Source organism: Streptomyces sp. NBC_00203 (assembly GCF_045206325.1).
GTDB lineage: Bacteria > Actinomycetota > Actinomycetes > Streptomycetales > Streptomycetaceae > Streptomyces > Streptomyces lutosisoli.
This window is the reverse complement of record NZ_CP108126.1, coordinates 219,099-236,265: the sequence shown is the minus strand read 5'-3', so window position 1 is coordinate 236,265 and position 17,167 is coordinate 219,099. Positions and strand designations below refer to the sequence as shown.

Below are 17,167 nucleotides of genomic sequence, written 5' to 3'. Positions count from 1 at the left end.
CGTCCGGTTGAGGCGGCCCGGGTCGGGGTGATCCAGTGGGCCAGCATGTTGACGTTGTGTTCGGCCGGGGTCGTAATTGGGCGAAGTCGCGTATCAGGGCGGCCAGGACGGTCATCTCGGTGCAGGCGGCGGCGAGTTGATCACACAGGATGTGCTGGTCCTCGCGCAGGTGGTCGGGATGGGTGAGCAAGAGGCGGACGGTGCGGCGCGGGGAGAGGGCGGCGTGCTCGGACTCGACCCGGCCCCAGTGCCGCATCAGGCTATGTTCGCCTTGTCTACGGGCGGAACCGCCTGCGCCTACCCTCTGTGCGTGGATGACGTAAAGCGATTCGATCAGGAGAACGTCGAGTTCACGGTGGGGTAACTACGGGTTGCCGTTGCCGGACGGGCAGCTTGAGGCTCTTGGTGCGCTTTCCTGAATCGGCTGGTGGCGGCCTGCCATGCTTTGAGAGGAACGCCGTCGGCCATCTGGGATCCGATGTGGTGGTCATGGAAGGTGAGGTGCGGGGCGTGGGCCCATGGTCGTGGAGCGCAGATCTGATAACTGGGCTCAAGCCTTGGCAGCGGGTGATGTTGGTCGTGTGCCTGTGTGCGCTTGCGCTGCCGCTGTGGTTCGCCGCGAAGAACACCTACCGGTTCATCGACGGGCACCAGACGAAGACGGAAGGATACGTGCACTGCGACTGGAACGGCCCATGCCGGGGAGCGTGGCGTCTGCCTGGCGGACAGCGGGGGAGAGGCGAGATCGAAGGGCTGACGTTCGCAGACGATGAAGAGTTCGTGACGGACATACCGATCTATGCAGGCCGGGATTGGGCTGTGGCTGACCGCTCTGGCCTAGTTGTTCACGCGATCCTGGAATCCGTCGGCACTGTGCTCGGCACGGCTCTGGTCCTCTCGATTGCCTGGATCAGGTCCTAGCGCCGCATCAGGCAACATTCGCCCTGGCCACTACCTCGCGGAGACGTTCGTCGGCGGCGTACTTGTTCCGCCAGATGATGTAGCGGCGGATCATGCTGCCCTGTTCCTTGTGGCCGGCGAGGTCGTAGGCGGCGAACAGGTGCCCAACCCTGTGCGGGTGGGTGTAGGTCGCCCGACGCCGCGGCCGAGGCCCCGCGGTCAGGGTCCTTGTGCCGGCCGCCGCGTTCGGCCCATTGCCGGCTGGGGTGGAGCTGGAAGTTGAGCTGGTCGAACTCGTCCATGCAGAAGGCGACTTCGGGCTCGCCTTCCCCGGGTATGACCTCGCCATCGGCAATCGCGTAAAGATGCTCGATGCGAGCCTTCTTGGCCGCGTAGTCCGGGTCGCGTGAGGTCTTCCAGGTCTTCACGCGTTGAAACGAGACGCCCTCCTCACGGAGCAGGACCCGAAGGCACAAGGAGCGGGCGCCGTTGATGTTCGAGCGAGAGGCGGGCTATAGGAAGCGCTACGAAGTCGCGCTGCGGTTCTGGGAGGTGGCGGACCGACGATGACAGGGAAGAGTCGGTGGCTCCTCTTCACGGCGGCCACGCTTCTGTTCCTGCTGCTGGGGGGGCGGCGGAGCCCTGATCTGGGGCCAGTTGGACCAGGAAGAACAGGTTTCGTCCGAGGTCCAGAGTCAACTCGTCGGGAAAATGGAGGTGCTGAAGGGGATCAGTACGTCCAACCCCGCCGGGGCGGAGGGTTACGAGGTCCGATACCTCGTCGTCAGGCCGGAGCGGGCTGACTTCTTTCCAGGCGAGTACATCAAGGGTCTTGGAGAGGACGGCTGGAAATCGGAGCCGAAGGACGGTCAGAGCGAGGCATGCGACGTTTGGAAGAACGATCCGGACGTGCTGGCGTCGGTTCGCTGGCTGAACGACTATCTGAAGGAGCGCGCGGACGACGATCCGCAGAACGGAGACGTCACCGCGGAGCTCGCCAGGGACTTCGCTGATCCCGAGGGTCTTTTGTTGATCACTGTCCAGCCAAGCGGGTGAAGTGAACCCGCCGAACGATGGTCAAGTTCCTTTCTCTGAGGGGCAGTTGCATTCGTCAGAGGCATGGTGACAGCGGCTCGGGTCTACGGGTGAGGCTCCTCGTCATCGCCGTGAGCGCCTGTGTCACATCCTCTTTCCGCAGGTCACGAAGCCCTGATGGTGGGTGGTGAACGGGTTTGCCGTTCGGCCGAGCGCCGGTGCACGCCGAGCCGAACGGCAGCCGGAGGGATCAACAGGCGGCTGCGGCTGTCCCGTTCTCGCAACGTTCTCGCTCTCTCACATGACCTTGTTGGCTTCGCGGCTGGTCACAGGTGAGATTGCCGCTCCCGCGCCGACGTGCACCAGCCGTCGCGCTCCATCCCTTGATCTTCGCAGGGAATCCCGGCCTTCAGGCCGGGCGGGAATGCGATCGCTGGCCCGGAGGCGCGGAGCGCCGGAGCTCTCTGCGCGTTCGTTCTGACGGTCAGACAGGCCGCTTCTGGTTCTCGATGTAATCCTTGACGATGCTCAGCGGTGCGCCTCCGCAGGACCCCGCGAAATACGACGGGGACCAGAAGACGGACCCCGTGCCGATCCGGTTGATCCGGCCGGTGTACTCCGCCCGCAGGTATCGGGAGCTGACGCCCTTGAGGGAGTTGACGAGCTTGGACAGGGCGATTTTCGGCGGGTAGTGCACGAGCAGGTGGACGTGATCGCCTTCGCCGTTGAACTCGCGCAACTCCGCGCCGAAGCTCTCGCACACGTCCCGCATGATCGCCTCGCAGCGCGTCAGCATCTCGCCGTTGAAGACCTTACGCCGGTACTTGGTGACAAACACCAAGTGAGCATGCAGGTTGTGGATGACGTGGTTTCCCCGTCGAATGTCGGGATCTGGCTCCCAGCGTGGTGACATATACCAAGTGTAGTAGGATCAAGAGGAGTCGACCGGAGGGGGGTGGGCTGGATGATCCGTGCGTACAAGTTCCTCATGCGGCCCACCGTCCGCCAGGCCCAGGCCCTCGGCGAAATGCTGCGGGATCACTGCTCCCTCTACAACGGGGCGTTGCAGGAGCGGCGCGACGCCTGGCGGCACCCGTCGAAGACCAGCGTCAAGTACGGCATGCAGTCCGCGCAGTTGAAGGAGATCCGGGCATTCGACCCGGAGCGTCAGGGCCGCTGGTCGTTCTCCTCGCAGCAGGCGACATTGCGCCGCCTGGACAAGGCGTTCGCCGCATTCTTCCGCCGGGTCACATCCGGTGACACGCCCGGATACCCGCGGTTCCGCGGAGTCAACTGGTTCGACACGGTGGAATTCCCCAAGGACGGGGACGGCTGCCGATGGGACTCCACCCCGCACGATCCCGTCACCCGCGTCCGCCTCCAAGGCGTCGGCCACGTCAAGGTCAACCAGCACCGCGCCGTGGCCGGCAAGGTCAAGACGATCTCGGTCAGGCGTGAGGCCGCAAGTGGTTCGTCGTGCTCACCGCCGAACAGGCCCAGCCGCAGCCGCTGCCCGCGACCGGCAGCGTGGTCGGGATCGACCTGGGTTTTGCCAGCTTCCTCGCCGATTCGGGCGGCGCCTTCGTGCCCAACCCGCGACACGGGCGTCAGGCCGCCGCGAAGCTCGAAGCCGCACAGCAGGCACTGAGCCGGTTTCCCCGTGTCCGCCGGGACAAGCGCACTCGAAACCACCAGCGGGCCGTGGACAAGGTCGCCGTGCTGCACGGCAAGGTCCGCCGCCAGCGCCTTGACCACGCACACAAGACCGCCCTCGGCCTCGTCCGTGAGCACGACTTCATCGCGCACGAAGACCTCAAGATCCGCAACATGAGCAAGGCCCCCGCACCCAAGCCCGACCCCGAACAGGCAGGCGCGTTCCTGCCCAACGGGGCCGCCGCGAAGGCCGGACTCAACAAGTCGATCAGCGATGCCGGATGGGGGGTGTTCCTGACGATCCTGCACGCCAAGGCTGAAAGCGCCGGACGGGAAGTGATCGCCGTGGACCCCTGCAACACCTCCCGCGAGTGCCCCGAATACGGGCACACCGCCAAGGAGAACCGGCCCACACAGAAGAAGTTCCACTGCGTCGTCTGCGGCCACACCGCGCACGCCGACACAGTCGGAGCCACCAATGTTCTACGGGCCGGGCTGGTCCGTCGCGACGCCAACCCGGCGTAACGAGAAGCCCCCGGCTTCAGCCGGGGGAGGAGTCACGACGCAGACTTGTACCGCTGCGCTCACACGAAAGCGCAGGCCGAAGCCAGCTGAACGGTGCCACATGGCCGACCCCGGAACCGGTTGCGTCGGCAGCAGCACGGCGAGATCAACCGTTGGCGACTTCCCGCGCCACGCGTTCCAGCCGGCGCCGGTAGTTCTCCCACCATGCCTGATCTCCTGGTGGCATGTTGTCGTTGCCCTCCAAGCACCCAACGGCTCCGTCGATGAGCTCTCGCACGATGTCGGCGTGGCCGGCATGCCGCTGAGTATCGGAGATCACGCGCACAAGGATGTGGTGCAGCGTCACCTCTTGCCGTTCCTCCGGCCACCACGGGACGTGACCGATCGCGTCAAGCGTCAGCGTCGCGATTGTGCTGTTGGAGTGCTCCCACGCCTGGTGATACAGCCCAACGATCTCTTCGCGTGACTCGTCGGCTGTGGCCCACATGTCCGCGTTGAGTTCTGCGTTCTCCGTATACCACCAGGGCGGCGGCTCCTCTTCGAAGAACGGCCGTCCGAACGTGTCGCCGAAGTACCCCAACTCCACGCCGGCGACGTGCTTGACCAGCCCCAGTAGGTTCGTGCCTGTGGGGGTCAGTGGGCGGCGGATGTCGTAATCCGAGAGCCCATTGAGCTTCCACAGCAGGGCGTCACGCCCGTCTTGCAGGTAACGGAGAAGGTCCGCTTTCGGATTCGGTTCGATCATGCCGGGCAGTCTTCCACCCGGCACTGACATCAGTCGGGCTCTATCGGAGAACGCACGACGCTGCTTCCAGGTTCAGACGCGGACACCAGACGAGGGTGACCAAGTTGGTGTATTTCAGCTCCTGTTGACGGCTGACCGACAACATCAAATGAGACGTCCCCGGAGGCGTACTCCAGCTGTGGGATAGGCAGCAGGCTCCTCCACGGGGCAGGGAGCGGCCGTCGGGCGATGGCCCCGCGGATCCGCGCTGTCGAGCACGAGCTCAAGCGAGCGGCGCGACCGAAGACCACACGCCGAACCACTGCTCGGCGCCGTACGCCTCGAATCGCTCCAGCTCGGTGAACCCGAGCTTCGCCGCGAGGCGCATCGAGCGGACGTTGGCGGTCTGGGTGTAGAGCACCACCGGCTCACCGGGAAGCGCGCCGGCAAACCAGTCGAGTGCCGCTGCGCACGCCTCGGTGGCGTACCCGCGTCCCCACACCTCCGGCAGGAACAAGTAGCCGAGCCCGGTCCCCCCGGCCTCCCGACGGCGGTTGCTGCCCGGAAGCTCGGAGGCGTGCGGGTCGAGCTGGATTGTGCCGATCGTCGCTCCGTCGAGCTGGACCACGAAGAAGCCAGGGCGCCGCCCGGGCACCTCGGGCACCGTGCGTTCGAGTTCGGCACGCGGTCGAGGGCCACCGAGGTAGGTGCTCACCTCTGGTGAGGCGTTCAGCTCGATGACCGCCTCGCGGTCCCGGGCCTCGGACTCGCGGAGTACGAGCCGCTCGGTCTTGATCGGGGCAGGTGGCCAGGCGAGGGCTCTGTGGTCGGTCATGCCGGCCAACCTAACCAGCAGGCTCAGAAGCGATCAAGACTCGCCGACCGATCAACCCACCGGCCCGGGGCCTCACCCTCACCAACGCGGCCGGGCCACCCGTACCCGGTGACATGTCGTCAAGGTGGGCCTGGTGGAAGAGGATCCGAGCAGCACCCCAGGTCCTGGTCCGCGCAGCACCCCAGGTCCTGGTCCGCGTACTCGCGCAGCACCGGCCAGGACACGACCGGCACTGAGCCGTCGGCCTGGGCGTGAGCGGCGGACACCAGCCGGCACAGCCGCGCCCATCCGGCCGCGCTTTGCGCGAGCAGCGTGACCCGCAGCGGGGCCTCCGCCACGTGCGCCCCGCCACGGACCGGCGTACGGCCCCGTGCGCGCTGCGGTGCCGGGGGCTGGAGCGGGGCGACCGCGACGTCCACCCCGAAGAGGGGCCGTATCCCGGCGGCCGCAGCGGCTTTGGCGAAGCGGACCATGCCGGCGACGGTGTCCCGGTCGGTCAGCGCGAGCATCGTCATGCCGCGTTCGGCAGCTCGTCGTACGAGGGCATCGGGCAGGGATGCGCCGAACCGGGCCGAGTAGCCGGACCGCACGACGGGTGGCGTGCTGGGTCTCGGCGTCCCACGCTTTCGTGCGGCAGGTTGCCTTTCATGGGACACGCTGTAGGCGCCCGTCGGCCTGGCAGGCAGACTGCGTCCATGCAGCTCCCCGCACAAGCCGTTGCAGCCACTGTGCTGATCGAAGTCGTAAGGATCTCCGCCCTCCCGACCAAGCTGGGCGCCCCCTACCCCGGCGAGGTGGTCACCCACTGGGCCGGGAGCGAGGCCGCCGATGCCCTGACTTTGATCGAGACCCTGCCCGGCAGCGAACAGCACCGCTGCGGCTTCTCGCCAGGCTGGAGCGTCCGGGCATACGAGGACACCCTCGACCTGGTGTTGTTCGAGGCGGCGTTCTGCTTCAGCTGCCATGAGGTCCGCATGCATGGAGCGGATGTGCCACCCGCGCTGGCCAAGCAGTTCTTCGACCCGGCCGCCCCGCCTGCCCAGACCCTCCTGGCCCTCTTCCGCGAGGCGGCTCGGTAGCCAGTGCTGCGACCGGGAACGTTCGCCGGGTCTGGCGGGGCATGCGCTACGGCTTGGTGGTCACCGTGGCGGTGAAGCCGCAGCACTCGAACTTCTGGATCGGGTCTCCCGTGGTCTTCTTGATCTCCACGTGGTTCAGCCGCGCCGTGGTGTCGACGGCCGAGGCGACGACCGCCACGCCTCCCGCCCCGCCCCGGATCGTGTCCTTGGTGGCCGTGAACGAGCCGTCCTGGAGGGCCATCCCGAAGAACCCACTGTTGATGATCTTGTTGTGGCTGATCTCCGCCGTGTCGTAGGCGTAGATGCCCAGTTGGTTGCCAGTGAGGCGGTTCTTGGTGATAACTGTCCCGGGGCCGCCCGCCAGGATGCCGGCATGCTGGAACTGGGTGAAGAAGTCGGTCCCGCACCCCGGATCGGGCTGGCGGCACCCGTTGTCGCTGACGGCGTTCTCTTCGATCCTGCCGATCGCCCCGACGAACTCGATCCCGTCGGTCGACAGTCGCTTCTGCCCTGTCACGACGTTGTGGACCAAGGTGGCGCGTGAGCCCTCGTTGAGCACGACGATGCCGGAGCCCTGGTAGTCCGTGATGGTGGAATCGCGGATGTCCGCCGAACCGGTGCCGACCGGAAGGTAGCCGATGAGGATGGAGTTGGCACTGCGGAAGCACGGAGCCATGGGCGTGTCCTGGATGTGTGTCACCCTTGCGTGGCTCAGGTCCAGGTGTGCTCCGCCCAGCACCCGGATGCCCGCTCCGAGCGCGCCTGCGTCGCAGGTGCCGGAACCTGGCCCGCTCACCGCGAGGCGGGAGATGTCCACGGAGGCCGCGTTGTCGAGGGTGACGATCGAGTTGACACCGTCCGGGCCGGTCACCAGCTGTTCGGGGGCGAGGATCGTGGTCTTCTTGGCCCCCGTACCGGTGATCGTGAGGTCCTTGCCGATCGTGACCTGCTCCCGGTAGACGCCGGGGCGAACGGCGATGTGGTCCCCCGGGCTCGCGGCGTCGACTGCGGACTGGATGGTCGGGTAGGCCGCCGTGGGGACGACCAGGTCGTGCGGTTTCGCCGCGGCGGATGCCGGTGCGAGGGCACCGATCGCCAACAGGGGTACAACCCCGAGCGGCAAGCTCAAAATGCGTACAGACCGCATGATGCTCCTTCAATCCACCGAACAAGCAGGCGAATCCGGCCAGGGTGTACGCGGCCGCCTCCGCTTGATGTCGCACGCGTGGGCCCAGCAGATTCGGCCACCATCATCAGTAACGCCGCGATAGCGGAGCCCCTGAACACCACTGGGATGGCACTCATTGCAGTAGCGGACTCACCTCAACGGCCCACTGCGGATCAGGGCGGATCCACCGCGGCCCCACGCTCCCCGTGGAGAGCCGCAAGGGTGAAGCCGCATGAGCTGTACAGACGGCACCATTGCTGGTCATGCGGCTGTCCCCAGTGGTCTGCCGCCCCAGCGGACGCCCTTCTCGCTGCGGATCCGGGCGCGTTCCCGTTGGTGCGCGGCCAGCACGTCGGGGTGGCCGGCGTTGGTGTTGCGCCAGCGCAGGTAGACGTGCAGGGCCCCGGTCTCCATCACCTCGTGCACGCCGGCCGTGGTGTACGCCTCCACCGGTCCCGCCGGCCGTCCGTGGTCAGCTCGCTCGGGAGACCAGCTCGTCGTACTCGACGTCCGATAGATCGGTGGCCTGGATGTAGACCTGGACGCTGTCGAGCATGCTTTTCAGGACGTTGTAGCTGGAGGAGTGCACCATCCGCTGCTTGATCGGGGTGCCCTCGGGGCACCAGGAGATCAGCATGATCTTGCTTCGCTGGCCCTCGCCTTCACTCTTGGAGAACGTCAGGTCGTAGACCACGAACCGGGGTCCATCCTTCGGCAGCTGGTCCAGCAGCTTGTCGTGCGTCCAGGTCCCCTTGGTGTCGGGGATGATCGTGCTGAGGTCGTCGTTGAGCCGGTAGAAGATCGTGTTGACCTTCCTCTGCTTCAGCTCTTGGAATGCCTGGATCACGCTGTCCTCGACCGCGACGCCACTGCTCATGGCCTGTCCTCCTGTTTGCTCGTCCGTTGCACCAAGGTCGAGTGATGAACGAAGCAGTCCGCGAACGCCAGCCCGCGCGGCGTCTCCGTGCACCACGCGTGTTGCACCCGCAGTCGTCGTTCCGACCGCTTCTGAGCTGTGTGGAAGTGAACCGCACGCTCGCGGCGCCCCGGAGAGATATAGGGGACTTCGACTGCTCGGGAGCCGGCATCGGGCGCGACTGGGTGAAGCGGACAGGGTGCTGGGATCAGGCCGAACGGGTTCTGCTTACCTACGAGCAGACGATCGCCTACGGCCTGCTTGCGGCAGAGGGCAAGAAGGACGATCCGCGCTGGCCCGGCGTCGCACGCACCTACGGATGCGATATCAACCGTCCTGTCCAGTGGGAGGTGGAAGCCCTCGAGCAGCCGGAACTCCAACGCCTGGTCCTCGATGCCATCGATCCGTACGTCGACCGCGACGTCCTCGCCATGGTGCCGGCCGAGGAGCAGCCACAGCGACGCGAGCTCGCCAACTTCCTGGCCCGCTACCAGGGCGGATAGCGCGGTCGCGACCACGGCTTCGTGAGGGCTTACTGATGGCTCCAGGGCGGGCAGCGGCCCCAGCTGCTGCATCGTCGGATTGGTGCGGTAGGAGACCGCGACCATCAGCACCCGCTCGGCCAAGGGTAGACACCACGGCCGGCCCTCAACACCCCAGCCATATAACGGAGATGCCCAGCTCACGGCCTGGTGCAACACCCTTTAAGGGCAATGCCGTGACTCTGTTGGTGATCTTGGCGGGGTGGTGACGGCGGTCGCTGGTGGTGGTTGGCTGGTCGGTAGCGGGGCGGCCTCGGTTTAGGGGCGGTGGACGGTGTCGATGCGTCCGGCAAGTTTCCAGCGGATTCCCCCGGTGACGGTCCGGACGGCGTGGGCGGCGTGTCCGAGGGGGACGCCGGTGATGCTGATGCGGGACCGGCTGGATGTGGTGTTCGCCGACGAGGACTTCGCTCATCTGTATCCGGCCGATGGCCGACCGGGTTTCTCGCCAGGGCAGTTGGCGCTGGTGTCGGTGCTGCAGTTCGCGGAGAACCTTTCGGACCGGGCGGCGGCGGATGCGGTGCGCACGAGGATCGACTGGAAGTACGGGCTCGGCCTCGAACTGGACGATCCGGGGTTCGACTATTCGATGCTCAGCGAGTTCCGGGCCCGGTTGGCCGAGGGCGACCGGGCCGATCAACTGCTGCAGTTGATGCTGGACCGCTTGGTGGCGGCCGGGCTGCTCAAGGGGCGGGGCCGACAGCGTACCGACGCCACCCATGTCCTGGCGGCGGTGCGGCGTTTGAGTCGGCTGGAGTTGGCGGGCGAGAGCGTTCGGGCTGCTCTGGAGGAGATCGCCGAGGCCGATCCGGACTGGCTGGTGCCGCTGATCGAGCCCGAGTGGGCCAAGCGGTACGGCCGGAAAGTCGAGATCGGGAAAGTCCCGGGCGGCAAGGTGGCGGTGCGCGAACGCGCCGAGGAGTTCGGCCGGGACGGGCAGAGACTTCTCACCGCGGCCTGGGCGGCCGACGCCCCACCCCGTCTGCAGATGCTGCGGCAGGTGGAGATCCTGCGGCAGGTCTGGATCCACCAGTACTACTGGGATCGCGAGGGGCAGCTGCGCTGGCGGGAGGGCACTGCCCTGCCGCCGGCCTCCCTGCGGTTCGACTCCCCGTATGACACGGACGCGCACTACTGCGTCAAACGTGATGTCGAGTGGAGCGGATACCGGGTTCATTTCACCGAGTCGTGTGATCAGGACCTGCCGCACCTGGTGGTGCACGTGGCCACCACCATTGCTCCCGTCCAGGATGGGCAGTTGACCGAGAAGATCCACGACGACCTCGCGACCCGTCGCCTGGCTCCTGCCGAGCACATCGTGGACACCGCCTACCTCACTCCCGCCCACGTCGAGCGGGCCCAGCGCGTCCACGGCATCACGCTGCTCGGCCCGATCCTCGCCGACAACAGCCGCCAGGCCAAAGCCGGCTCGGGCTTCGACAAGGCGGCCTTCACCATCGACTGGGTCAACGAGCAGGCCATCTGCCCGCGCGGTGCGACCAGTGCGTCCTGGACCAAGCTGAATATCTCCGGCCACACCTATCTTCAGGCCCGCTTCGCCGAGACCGACTGCCGGCCCTGCCCAGACCGTGCCCGGTGCACCTCCTCCGCCACTCGAGCCCGCTCCGTCGCGGTGCTGCCGCGGGCACTGCACGAGATCCAGATGCGCAATCGGCTCGACCAGCAGACCGAGCAGTGGCAACGTCGGTACGCGATCCGCGCCGGCATCGAGGCCACCCTCTCGCAAAACGTCCGAACTCACGGCCTGCGCAGAGCCCGCTATCGAGGCCTGGCCCGCACCCACGTGCAGCACGTCCTGACGGCCATGGCCTGCAACCTCAGCCGCCTCGCAGACTGGAACGACACCGCCCCGTCGGCCCGCCGGGCACCCCGCTTCCGAACTCTCTGCAACACAGCCGGATTCGCGATCACCTGACGCCCGAGATCACCAACAGAGTCATGCCGTTGCTTTATGGGTTCGTTTCGAAGGTGTGCCTCTCTCGTTGGCGGGGTCGGTCCAGCATGAATGTCAGACGTGTCTGTCAGGCTCTGGTTATGGAGATGACGCTGCAACTGACGATCGACTGTGCCCACCCGCAGAGGCTGGTGGCGTTCTGGAGCGAGGCTCTGGGATACATACCCGAACCTCCACCGGGCGGCCATGCCACGTGGCGGGGGTATTGGGCGGCCATGGGGGTGCCCGAGGAGGAGTTGCCTGCAGGTGCGGGCGACATCCCGGAGTCGATCGTGGATCCCGCAGGGCAAGGGCCCCGGGTGTGGTTCCAGCAGGTTCCGGAACTCAAAGCCACCAAGAACCGAATGCACCTCGACCTGAAGGTCGGCGGCGGGCGCGACGTCCCGTTGGCGGTCCGCACGCAGCGGGTCACGACCACGGTGGAAAGACTGGTCAAAGCCGGCGCCAGCGTGCTTCGGATCACGGATGAGCCGGACATGGGGCAGTACGCCGTCCAGCTGCAGGACCCGGAAGGCAACGAATTCGACGTTGTCTAGGAAGGCCTTTAAGGGCTTGCAGGGAATCCAGGTGTTGCTTCCCGTCCTGAGGCTTGTTGGTGTGGTCTGCGCATCCCGGATGACATTCGTGACCACCCCGATCGACGGCGGCCTGCGCCCACTGCGCGACCCGTGTGCGGGCGGTCTCGACGCGGACGAGACCGAGGCCGAATGAACCGAGACGACCGGCAAGAGCTGAGCGAGAACCCGGGATCACCGTCATGACTCCGGGGGCAGCCTAGGACGATGTGATCCGGTTCGTGAGGTGAGTGACCTGGGGGAGGAGCCGAGCACCCGTGTCGGCCGCCCGCCGGGACGGTGTGTCAGACGATGGCGAGCCGGTCCACCAGCAGTTCCACCCTCCGCTCGGTGTCCTCCGGCGGCAGCCGTCCCGCCCGGGTCAGGGTCGCCACCCCGTGCAGAGACGCCCAGAACACCTCGGTGAACAACCCCGGGTCGACGCCGTCCCCGGCGACCTCGCCGAGGCACTCCAGCAGCGCGGCGAAAGCGTCCTTGAGAGGTTCCGGGGTGTCCTCCTGTGCGTACGGGAGACCGCCGTCGAGCTGGAAGATGGCGTCGTAGACCGCCGGGTTGCGCGCGGCGAAGTCGAGGTAGGCGTGGGCGAGGGCGTACACCCGCTCGCGCGGGCCGTCCGCGGCGGAGGTCGCGGCGCGCACCGCCGCGGCCATCTCGGCGGCACCCTCGAGGGCGACGGCGCCGATGATCTCGCGCTTGCCGCGGAAATGGCTGTAGAGGACGGGCTGGCTGTATTCGATGCGCTCGGCGAGCCGGCGGGTGGTGACCGCGTCCCAGCCCTGCTGCTCGGCGAGCTCGCGGGCCGTCGCCACGATGAGGCGCTCGCGGCCCGCCCGTTCGCGCTCCTTGCGTTCCTGTACCGACATGATTCGATCCTAGCACCGCTAGACAATCGAGCGGCAGCAGTACTAGCGTTGCCTCGTCACCTAGCGATGCTAGATACCAAGAGGGGTCGTCATGCTCAACGCACTCGAGGTCGTCACCACCGTGGTCGTCGGCGTGATGGTGGGGGTGGAGTTCTCCGTCGCCTTCGTCATGAACCCGATCCTCAACGCGCTCCCCGAGGACAGCGGCCAACTCGGCCACGCCCACGGGGGCCGGATGCTCGGCGCCGTGATGCCGTTCTGGTACATCGGCTCGCTCGTCCTCGTCGCGGTCTGGGCCGTCGCCGGACGGCACCACCACGGCGCCGGCCTCGTCGTCACCGCCGGCGCGCTGCTGCTCCTCAGCGTGGTCATGTCGATCCTGCTGCTCGTCCCGATCAACAACCGGAACAAGACGTGGACCCCCGACAACCGGCCCGCCGACTGGAAGGAGCAGATGAACCGCTGGAACCGCTACCACTACGTCCGCGTCGCCGTCATCATCGCCGCCTTCGCCCTGCTGGCCGCCGCCCTCACCTGAGCCACCCACCGCCCACTGACCGATAGCGAAGAGGAAGTACCGAAAATGGCCAAGCTGCAGAGTCTCGACCCGCACACGCCGATGTTCGCGCAGTTCAAGGAGAAGACCGGGCCCATCGTCCTGGCCAACACCTTCTTCGTTCCGAAGGAGAGGACTGAAGCGTTCCTGACTCTCTTTCGGAGGCAGGCGGAGTTCATGAAGGCTCAGCCGGGATTCGTCTCCCTGCAGATGCACAAGGGAACGGCGGACAGTCAGCTTCTGATGAACGTCGCGGTCTGGGAGTCGACCGGGGCGCTCGCCACGGCGTTCGGCAGCCCGGAGTTCCAGCGCATGGCTGCCGAGTTCCCCGACGACATCGTGTCGTACCCGCACATCTTCGAGCAGATCGACGTATGACACAGCCAGCTGTAGCAGCACGGGTGCTGTAGCCCTTGTCGCCCAGCACATGGTCCGGACGGGTGCGCGGCCGGCCCGAACTGCTGTGGCCGCCGCCCCTGCCCGGTCGATCCGGAGGCGGACATCGTCCTGCGTATGCAGGCCCAGCACGAGCGCGTTGAGGCCACGCTGACCAGGCTGGACGCCGCGGTCCTGGCGTGGGCGGCCACCGCCGGAGCCGACGAGCGCGACACCCTCGTGGCGACCCCTCGCCGATCACCGGGCAGTCCTGCTCGAATACCTCGACGACGACGAGGCCACCCTCCTTCCGCTCGCGGCCGAGCACCTCACCGAAAAGGATTGGGCCTCCCTGGGCGACCACCTGGTGGCCAACACGCCCAAGCTCACCCTGCTCACCCTCTTCGGCCTCGTCCTGGAGGACGCGAACCCGGCCGAGCGCGCCACGCTCCTGTCCGCCCTCCCTGCGCCGGTACGCGACATCTGGCACGTCATCGGCCGCCCCCGCTACGCCCGCCACATCAGCCGCGTCCCCGCCGTCTGACCAGGCCCCATATGACTCACCAAGCTCACCAACCTCACGAAGAATCGCAAGGAGAAGAACAATGTCGCTGAAGAAGATCAACACCGTCCTGGCCGCCGCCTTTATCCTCTTCATCCTCTGGTTCGGGACGGAGTTCATCCTGAGCCCGGAGACGACGGCGCCGGGCTTCGGCCTGCCGAGCTGGCCGTCCGGCGACGGCGGCGGCTTCCTGATCATCAAGGGAATCCGCGACGTCGTCTTGGCCCTGGTCCTGGGCATCCTGCTGGTGACGGGCCACCGCCGGGCGCTGGGCTGGGTGCTGCTGGTGGAGGCCCTCGCCGCGTACGGCGACATGACCACCGTGCTGGCCCACCACGGCTCCGTGGCCACCGCGCTCGGCGTCCACGGCCTGACCGCGACGCTGATGGTGGTCAACGGCCTGCTGCTGATGCGCGAGACCCGCAAGGTCGCGGCCGCTCCGGCGACGCCCGCCCCGCAGCCCGCCTGATCCCATCGGTCCAAGGTGCCCCGGACCCCGGCCGGGCCACCTTGGCGCGCGCCGGTATTCACGTGTCGGCGTCCGCCGGGAAAGGCCAGGCAGCGCATCCAGCTGCAACTGCAGTTGACAGCACGCCGGTTCGACACGTCACCCAAGGGGGTGGCCTCCAGCAGCCCTGCAGAGCGACACGAACGCCCGCCTCAGCGGGACATTGAATCCCGCGCTGATCCAACTCAATGAGACCCGACCAGTGCGGGACACACCCACTGCGCAAACAAGCATGGCAGCGAAGGCATCGTCGCCAAGCGGGCCACCTCCGCCTACAAGGCGGGCCGGATCTGGTCGAAGGTCAGGAGCACGATCGCAATACGGATCTCAGGCGGGTAGAGGCTGCGCAGGTAGCGGCAGAACTCCAGAAACCTCATCCGGTTCTTCCTCGGCTTGATGTGGCCGTAGAGCTTGTCCTTGCCCAGGTCGTAGGCGGCGAACAGGTGCCGGACCCCGTGCGGGCGGGTGTAAGCGGCCCGTCGGCGGGGCCGGGGTTCCCGGTCGGGGTCCTTGTGTCGGCCGCCGCGCTCGGCCCACTGCCGCCCGGGGTAGGGCTGGAGGTTGAGCGGGCCGAACTCGTCCATGCAGAAGATGACTTCGGGTTCGCCTCCCTCGGGTATGACCTCGCCGTCGGCGATGGCGTAGAGGTGCTCGACGCGGGCCTTCTTGGCGGCATAGTTGGGGTCGTGGGAGGTCTTCCAGGTCTTCATGCGTTCAAAGGAGACGCCTTCCTCGCGGAGCAGGATGCGCAGGCTCTCGTGGCTGATGTCGTCGACCACCCCCTCGGCGACCAGGAAGTCGGCCAGTTTGGCCAGGCGTGCTCGGCGGTCTTCGGCCGACCGCCTTTGTACTTCGGGTAGAGCGAATCGAAGCCGTCGGCACACCGCGCGGGCTGTTACACGGATCCGCCGGGCGGACCTCATCATTGTCAATGACATCGGCCTGCTACCCGTCGGCGAGGACGCCGCCGAGGCGTTCTACCGGATTATTGCCGCCTACGAACGCTGCTCGATAGCGGTGACCAGTGGTGACTTGGCGGCGGGCCCAGATGGTGCTGCTGTCCGCGCAGGGCATGCCTGTGGCGAAGATCGCCGAGGTGACGTTCACCAGCGCGGACCGGGTCCGGGACGTGATCCACAACTTCAAGACACGGTTGGGCACAAACGACCCCAGCGGTCGCGGGGAAGACCTGCCCACCAACAAGATCCCCGATCCGGTGACCGAGCGATCCCCCGCAGGCGAGGGGACGACCGGGTGCTGTGTCCCTCCAGCAGACTGACGACGAGCTACCCCCGCGGGCGCGGGGGTAGCTCGTAAGGCGAGCATTCGGCACAGCGCCTGTTCACCAGCGCGTTCGTCGCGAAGGTGCAGCGCCTATCCGGCCTTTGGCACCTGAACCTCGGTTACACCCCCTGGGGGCAGGCGTGAGCGGGGAGGCGTCCGGGGTCGACCTGGCGCGCGTCGCGCTGCGGGCCGCGCTGGAGACGGTGAGGAAAAACGGCAACACTCGTACGGCGAAGGCGAAGCGGCTCAGCGACCGACCAGTGCCCGAGAGGTCTGGGACGTCCGGGGAACCGGTCTCCTCGGATCTGCGTCCGCGATGCGGACGGGGCTCTCGTGGGCCGGTGCGGACCGTCAGCCGCCGACGGGGCCGGTGTAGGTGCCCGGGTGCGTGGCGCCGTCCTGGAGCAGGAGACTGCCACCGGGCCAGGTCAGGGTGGTCGAGGTGGTCTCGCTCGGCGGGGTGATGACGACCGAGGTGGCCTTGAACTCGGTGCCGCTGCCCTGGGTCCACGGCAGGAAGGTGATGGTGAACGTCGTGCTGCTGCCGGCGGCCAGGGTGACCTTCTTGGGCGTTGCGCTGCTGCGGGTCAGCGACCAGCTGCCGCTGGAGGACTTCAGGTCGACCCCGGGGAAGCCCTGGATGGTGCACGCGGCGGACGTCTTGTTCTTGAGCACCACGGCCAGCTGCTGCTGGTCGTCCGAGCTGCTGACCTTGCCGTCGCCGGAGCCGAACGAGAAGCCCAGCCCGGCGGTGTGGCAGCGGCTCGCGCCGGTGCCGCCGCTGTTGCTGGTGCCGCCGGTGCTGGTGCCCGTACCGCCGCTGCCCGTGCTGCTGCCCGCGTCCTTGGTGGCACCCGTGTTCTCGGCCGGGGCGCCGCCGGCCGCAGTGGACGAGGACGAGGAAGCCGGTGCGGACGACTGGTCGCCCGAGGCGTCGTTGCCGCTGCCGTTCCCGCAGGCGGTGAGCGTCAGGGCCAGCGCGGACGTGGCGGCGAGTGCGGTGGCGGCGTGGAACAGGCGCATGATGCTTCTTCTCCGTTGCATGAGGGGCGCTGGCGGGCGCCGTGTTGATCACCACAGTACGAGAGGATT

18 protein-coding genes and 7 pseudogenes are annotated in these 17,167 nt (G+C 67.2%); 13 read left to right on the top strand and 12 right to left on the bottom strand.

The features are described 5' to 3' along the window. The first annotated feature begins 76 nt into the window (after positions 1 to 76). Both OG975_RS01220 and OG975_RS01215 read left to right on the top strand, forming a co-directional pair. Positions 77 to 364: a hypothetical protein gene (locus OG975_RS01220; protein WP_406326742.1), complete on the top strand. Its 288-nt coding sequence runs from the start codon at positions 77 to 79 to the stop codon at positions 362 to 364. A 38-nt stretch (positions 365 to 402) separates the two neighbouring features. Then, positions 403 to 921 carry a hypothetical protein gene (locus tag OG975_RS01215; protein ID WP_406326741.1) on the top strand — a complete coding sequence of 173 codons (519 nt, stop codon included), beginning with the start codon at positions 403 to 405 and terminating at the stop codon, positions 919 to 921. Positions 922 to 928: 7 nt separating this feature from the next. On the opposite strand, the pseudogene OG975_RS01210 reads toward OG975_RS01215, so the two are convergent. Continuing rightward, positions 929 to 1,370, bottom strand: a pseudogene (locus tag OG975_RS01210) (IS630 family transposase); the annotation flags it as partial. A 241-nt stretch (positions 1,371 to 1,611) separates the two neighbouring features. On the opposite strand from OG975_RS01210, the gene OG975_RS01205 reads away from it, so the two are divergent. After that, entirely contained in the window at positions 1,612 to 1,956 is a 345-nt protein-coding gene (locus tag OG975_RS01205) for a hypothetical protein (protein WP_406326740.1), read from the top strand. Between the two features lie 463 nt (positions 1,957 to 2,419). Here the strand turns inward: OG975_RS01205 and tnpA are convergent, their stop codons facing one another. Further along, entirely contained in the window at positions 2,420 to 2,848 is a 429-nt protein-coding gene (gene tnpA / locus OG975_RS01200; RefSeq protein ID WP_406326739.1) for an IS200/IS605 family transposase, read from the bottom strand. 51 nt (positions 2,849 to 2,899) lie between these two features. Between tnpA and OG975_RS01195 the strand changes: the two are divergent. Then, a pseudogene (locus OG975_RS01195) lies at positions 2,900 to 4,113 on the top strand (RNA-guided endonuclease InsQ/TnpB family protein). Positions 4,114 to 4,258: 145 nt separating this feature from the next. Here the strand turns inward: OG975_RS01195 and OG975_RS01190 are convergent. The 3 genes and pseudogenes from OG975_RS01190 to OG975_RS01180 all read right to left on the bottom strand — a co-directional run. Then, on the bottom strand, positions 4,259 to 4,858 hold the full coding sequence (locus OG975_RS01190) for a DinB family protein (protein WP_406326738.1): 600 nt from the start codon (positions 4,856 to 4,858) through the stop codon (positions 4,259 to 4,261). 262 nt (positions 4,859 to 5,120) lie between these two features. Then, positions 5,121 to 5,672 (bottom strand): GNAT family N-acetyltransferase, encoded by a 552-nt coding sequence (locus tag OG975_RS01185; protein WP_406326737.1) that lies wholly within the window; start codon positions 5,670 to 5,672, stop codon positions 5,121 to 5,123. Positions 5,673 to 5,792: 120 nt separating this feature from the next. Then, positions 5,793 to 6,262: pseudogene (locus tag OG975_RS01180) on the bottom strand (PHP domain-containing protein); the annotation flags it as partial. Positions 6,263 to 6,367: 105 nt separating this feature from the next. Here OG975_RS01180 and OG975_RS01175 point away from each other — a divergent pair. After that, entirely contained in the window at positions 6,368 to 6,751 is a 384-nt protein-coding gene (locus OG975_RS01175) for a hypothetical protein (RefSeq protein WP_406326735.1), read from the top strand. Between the two features lie 46 nt (positions 6,752 to 6,797). Here the strand turns inward: OG975_RS01175 and OG975_RS01170 are convergent, their stop codons facing one another. The 3 genes and pseudogenes from OG975_RS01170 to OG975_RS01160 all read right to left on the bottom strand — a co-directional run bounded on the left by OG975_RS01170 (position 6,798) and on the right by OG975_RS01160 (position 8,796). Then, complete coding sequence (locus OG975_RS01170) at positions 6,798 to 7,898, bottom strand: nitrous oxide reductase family maturation protein NosD (protein WP_406326734.1); 1,101 nt, start codon at positions 7,896 to 7,898, stop codon at positions 6,798 to 6,800. A gap of 282 nt (positions 7,899 to 8,180) precedes the next feature. Beyond that, positions 8,181 to 8,327: pseudogene (locus OG975_RS01165) on the bottom strand (IS630 family transposase); the annotation flags it as partial. A 64-nt stretch (positions 8,328 to 8,391) separates the two neighbouring features. Continuing rightward, positions 8,392 to 8,796: an actin-binding ADF family protein gene (locus OG975_RS01160; RefSeq protein WP_406326733.1), complete on the bottom strand. Its 405-nt coding sequence runs from the start codon at positions 8,794 to 8,796 to the stop codon at positions 8,392 to 8,394. A gap of 44 nt (positions 8,797 to 8,840) precedes the next feature. Between OG975_RS01160 and OG975_RS01155 the strand changes: the two genes are divergently transcribed. Then, a complete protein-coding gene (locus OG975_RS01155; protein ID WP_406336779.1) occupies positions 8,841 to 9,338 on the top strand; it encodes a hypothetical protein in 498 nt (165 codons plus the stop codon). Between the two features lie 50 nt (positions 9,339 to 9,388). Here the strand turns inward: OG975_RS01155 and OG975_RS01150 are convergent. Next, a pseudogene (locus tag OG975_RS01150) lies at positions 9,389 to 9,482 on the bottom strand (IS5/IS1182 family transposase); the annotation flags it as partial. A 175-nt stretch (positions 9,483 to 9,657) separates the two neighbouring features. Here OG975_RS01150 and OG975_RS01145 point away from each other — a divergent pair. Both OG975_RS01145 and OG975_RS01140 read left to right on the top strand, forming a co-directional pair. Next, on the top strand, positions 9,658 to 11,313 hold the full coding sequence (locus tag OG975_RS01145; protein WP_406326582.1) for an IS1182 family transposase: 1,656 nt from the start codon (positions 9,658 to 9,660) through the stop codon (positions 11,311 to 11,313). A gap of 119 nt (positions 11,314 to 11,432) precedes the next feature. Continuing rightward, positions 11,433 to 11,888 carry a VOC family protein gene (locus OG975_RS01140; protein ID WP_406326732.1) on the top strand — a complete coding sequence of 152 codons (456 nt, stop codon included), beginning with the start codon at positions 11,433 to 11,435 and terminating at the stop codon, positions 11,886 to 11,888. A 323-nt stretch (positions 11,889 to 12,211) separates the two neighbouring features. Here the strand turns inward: OG975_RS01140 and OG975_RS01135 are convergent, their stop codons facing one another. Beyond that, positions 12,212 to 12,790, bottom strand: a complete 579-nt coding sequence (locus OG975_RS01135) for a TetR/AcrR family transcriptional regulator (protein ID WP_406326731.1) — start codon at positions 12,788 to 12,790, stop codon at positions 12,212 to 12,214. Positions 12,791 to 12,881: 91 nt separating this feature from the next. On the opposite strand from OG975_RS01135, the gene OG975_RS01130 reads away from it, so the two are divergent. From OG975_RS01130 to OG975_RS01115, 4 genes are all read left to right on the top strand, one after another. Next, positions 12,882 to 13,328, top strand: a complete 447-nt coding sequence (locus OG975_RS01130) for an anthrone oxygenase family protein (RefSeq protein ID WP_406326729.1) — start codon at positions 12,882 to 12,884, stop codon at positions 13,326 to 13,328. Between the two features lie 45 nt (positions 13,329 to 13,373). Next, positions 13,374 to 13,724 (top strand): antibiotic biosynthesis monooxygenase family protein, encoded by a 351-nt coding sequence (locus OG975_RS01125; protein ID WP_406326728.1) that lies wholly within the window; start codon positions 13,374 to 13,376, stop codon positions 13,722 to 13,724. A gap of 364 nt (positions 13,725 to 14,088) precedes the next feature. Beyond that, positions 14,089 to 14,265: a hypothetical protein gene (locus tag OG975_RS01120; protein ID WP_406326727.1), complete on the top strand. Its 177-nt coding sequence runs from the start codon at positions 14,089 to 14,091 to the stop codon at positions 14,263 to 14,265. Between the two features lie 61 nt (positions 14,266 to 14,326). Continuing rightward, positions 14,327 to 14,752, top strand: coding sequence for a DUF4267 domain-containing protein (locus tag OG975_RS01115; RefSeq protein ID WP_406326726.1), 426 nt, complete (start codon positions 14,327 to 14,329; stop codon positions 14,750 to 14,752). 335 nt (positions 14,753 to 15,087) lie between these two features. Here the strand turns inward: OG975_RS01115 and OG975_RS01110 are convergent. After that, positions 15,088 to 15,671: pseudogene (locus tag OG975_RS01110) on the bottom strand (IS630 family transposase); the annotation flags it as partial. Between the two features lie 168 nt (positions 15,672 to 15,839). Here OG975_RS01110 and OG975_RS01105 point away from each other — a divergent pair. Beyond that, positions 15,840 to 15,935: pseudogene (locus OG975_RS01105) on the top strand (helix-turn-helix domain-containing protein); the annotation flags it as partial. A gap of 491 nt (positions 15,936 to 16,426) precedes the next feature. Here OG975_RS01105 and OG975_RS01100 read toward each other — a convergent pair. Next, the gene (locus OG975_RS01100; RefSeq protein ID WP_406326725.1) at positions 16,427 to 17,098 is read right to left on the bottom strand and encodes a DUF4232 domain-containing protein; all 672 of its coding nucleotides are present in this window, start codon (positions 17,096 to 17,098) and stop codon (positions 16,427 to 16,429) included. Positions 17,099 to 17,167: the final 69 nt, after the last annotated feature.